The sequence below is a fragment of the Dactylosporangium sucinum genome (genome assembly GCF_014647515.1).
GTDB lineage: Bacteria > Actinomycetota > Actinomycetes > Mycobacteriales > Micromonosporaceae > Dactylosporangium > Dactylosporangium sucinum.
In genome coordinates, this window is the sequence record NZ_BMPI01000159.1 from 1 (window position 1) to 3309 (window position 3309).

Below are 3309 nucleotides of genomic sequence, written 5' to 3' on the forward strand. Positions count from 1 at the left end.
CACCGACGGCTACACCGTCGACTTCCGCTGACCCCCGCGGCCCGGGGCGCCCCAGGGCGCCCCGGGCCGCCTCAACAGTTCCGCCACCACCGTTGCCGTCGAAGGCGGCGCCGGCGGCATTGCGGTCCAGGTCCTGCGGTGTAGCTGCGGATTGCTGGGTTGGTACGGGGCCGCAGGCACGGTAAAGGCTTTGCGTCGTGGGTGGCGCGCTCTCTAGCGTGCCGACCATGGTCTCACTCGCGCGGCACTGCCTGTCGCCCGCCAAAGCCGGCCCGGCGCTGCGCGTATTGAGCGAGTGGACGCCCGCCGATGCCCCGGTCGGTGGCCTCCACCCTGGAGACGTGGGCTGGCATCTGTGGCGCGACAACGCCACGGTCCTGCTCTGGACCGACGGCGAGGTGCCCGTGGCGGTCGGCTTCCTCGACCATAAGGTGCTGCGCGCGACCGCCGCTCCCGGCACCGATCTCGACGCGCTCGCCGCCGATGCCGGGACGCTGCTCGGGCCCGGCGACAACGCGTGCGACGGCCTGCCCATACCGGGGTGGGAACGCGATCCGGACCCGTGGGTGGTTCTGTCGTGGGCGCCGCGGCCGGTGTCCGTCCGGGCCCAGCCGGTCGGCGAGGCTGACGCTGCCGACCGGGTCCTGGTGCAACGATCGGCCTTCGCGAACTCGGTGTTCACCGTCGAGGGCTGGCGCAGGATGAAGCAGTCACCGGCCGGCGAGCTGGCCGTGGAGACGATCGTGCGCACTCCCGACGGAGAGCCGGCTGCCGCCGCGACCGGATGGTTCGCCGGTGTGGGTCGGTGCGGACTGCTCGAGCCGGTCGGCACCCATGTGGACCATCGCGGCCACGGCTACGGGCGCGACGCCGTGCTCGGCGCATGCGCGGCCCTGGTCGAGCGCGGGGCCAGCGCGGTCGCCGTCGTGACACCGGCCAGCCTGACGGCGGCGGTGGCGCTGTACAAGTCGGCCGGCTTTACCGTCGTCCGTGAAAATCACGACTGGATCCGTCCCCGGCCGAGCTGAGCTGGCCGACCGGCCCGAGGTAGCCGGCGGGTCCGCCCGGAACGACGACTCGCGGTGACTGGCCCGCCCATGCGGCGACCTTCGCGGGTCGTTCGACGAGCTTGCCGTGCTTGAAGGTGGCGCCGACCCGGATCCGGGTCGGGGCGTCCTGCTCACCGACCTCGCTGAACAGGAACAGCATCAGCAGCGCCCGGCGACCCAGCCACGGTCGTGGCGAAGGATAATGTCGGCGCCGACGTACCACCGGCTGCTGGACTCGTCGGGGTAGCGGGGGAACGTCACCGCGGTCAGGTCATCGGCGAGCGCGGCGCGGTCGTTGTCGGTCTCGTCGCGCGCATCGCTGTACGGCCTCGACCGTCTCCGACAGCACCATGTCGACGCAGGCCAGCGAAAATCGGTCCAAGAACGGCTGCCGCCGCTGCCGCTCGTGAGATCCTGCCGCCGCCCGAAACGTGGCGTGGTGAGAGTCAAGGAGAGCCGCGACGCGCCCCAGCCAGCGTGCCGGCGGTCGGCGATGCGATGGAGCCGCCGCGGCCGCGCGTTCTGGGACAGCCGCCGGCTGACCGCGGCTTGGGCAGATCGCCGAATCGGTCGCGCGCTCGGTCTGCGGTCTGGTTCGCACCACGACGGTGTTGAGTAGGTGGGATCGGGCGCCGATGAGAAATGTCGCTGACAGCAGTCTGAGTACGGTCCGGTAAAAACGCGCTGCGCGCATCAAGGGAGAGCAACGAGATGAGACCACTTCGATACTCGATCAACGTCACACTCGACGGCTGCTGCCATCACGAGGCAGGGATCCACCCCGATGAGGAGTCGATGCGCTACTGGACCGCTGAGATGGAACGAGCCGATGCCCTGCTATTCGGCCGGGTGACCTACGAGATGATGGAGTCGGCGTGGCGGCAGCCGGCCACGGGCACGTGGCCTGACTGGATGGGTGAGTGGGAGATCCCGTTCGCCGAGACCATCGACCGGGCGAAGAAGTACGTCGTGTCGAGCTCGCTGAGCGGGGTCGATTGGAACGCCGAGCTGGTGCGGGGCGACTTGGGGCAAGCGGTTCAGCGGCTCAAGCAGGAGCCAGGCGAGGGCCTGTTCGTGGGCGGCGTGACGCTTCCCCTGGCGTTGGCAGATCTGGGACTGATCGACGAGTACGTGTTCCTTGTGCAGCCGGTCCTTGCCGGACACGGGCCGACGTTGCTCGCCGGCCTGCGCGAGCGCATCCAGCTCGAGCTCGTGGATCGCCATGAGTTCCGGTCGGGGGCGGTCGCCGTGCGATACCGGCCCACGCGAGTAGCGGCTTGACGTGATTTGTCCTGGCACGTTGGCCGCTGCCTCGCGACGGAACGACGGTTCTCGCGCCTGATGCGAGGGTTCGGACCGTCTCAAACGTGCGGACAGAACGGCGCAACCTGCATCCCCGAGGTGCCGGTAGATGACGGTTCGGGCGGGGTGCCGAGCTACTCGGCATCCGCACGCTGCGTGACGAGATGGCCATGTCCGGCAGCTTCTATTGGCCGCCGGCGGGCAGATGCTGCTGGCCGCCCACACCCAATCCACAGGTCTTGACAGTTTCTCGATCCGGATGCCTCGCGAAACGCTCGCACGGCGTGTGATCACCGAGGCACCCGGATCGACCTCAGCTTGGTAGGACAGTGAAGCTTTGACCTCGCACAGCCGGCGGCTCGGGAGTAAGGCTGATCTTGGCTGGGTTGATGTTGACCGGAGTTGTCGGATCGGGGCCGCGCTGTTCGTAGCTCGGGTGAGAGGCTGCCTACGAGGGCGCTGTCACGACCACAGGAGGGCCGACCGATGCCGCACCCACTGGCCAAGGTTCGCCGGATGTTCGAGCTCGTCGAGCCGATTGCCACCGTCACGTTCTCCGAGGTGCCGAACGAGGCGTTCCTGGCCCTCGGTATGCGGAACTATTGGGACGGATACTTTGCGGGTCGGGCCGCACCGTTGGGGCTGGTACCGGCCGAGGTGGTGCACGCGGTGTTCTACAACTTCGCCGACGGTGAGGTGGCGCGCCATATCCCGTGGGTGTGGGGGAAGACCACCCCCCAGGAGGCGATCGCGGTGCGCGAGCGGGGCAGCGCCACGGCGTTGCGGCAGATGATCGGGGAGCTCGCCGACTCCCGGGGTTTGGTGCGGGTTGCCGAGCTTGCTGCCCGGGCCGCGGTCAGTGCCCCGACGGAGGGTCGGGCGCTGTACGCCGGGTTGCGGGCGCTTGCCGTGCCGCAGGAGCCGGTGGCCAGGCTCTGGCATGCGGCGACGCTGTTGC

General features: G+C 69.4%; 3 protein-coding genes. All 3 read left to right on the top strand.

Features of this window, described 5'->3' with window-relative positions; genetic code table 11:
• Positions 1–197: 197 nt before the first annotated feature.
• Positions 198–1028: a GNAT family N-acetyltransferase gene (locus IEZ31_RS55445; protein WP_229837331.1), complete on the top strand. Its 831-nt coding sequence runs from the start codon at positions 198–200 to the stop codon at positions 1026–1028.
• Between the two features lie 732 nt (positions 1029–1760).
• Positions 1761–2330, top strand: coding sequence for a dihydrofolate reductase family protein (locus IEZ31_RS55450; RefSeq protein WP_190258240.1), 570 nt, complete (start codon positions 1761–1763; stop codon positions 2328–2330).
• Positions 2331–2867: 537 nt separating this feature from the next.
• The coding region (locus IEZ31_RS55455) for an SCO6745 family protein (RefSeq protein ID WP_444542486.1) at positions 2868–3309 on the top strand (442 nt) is incomplete at its 3' end.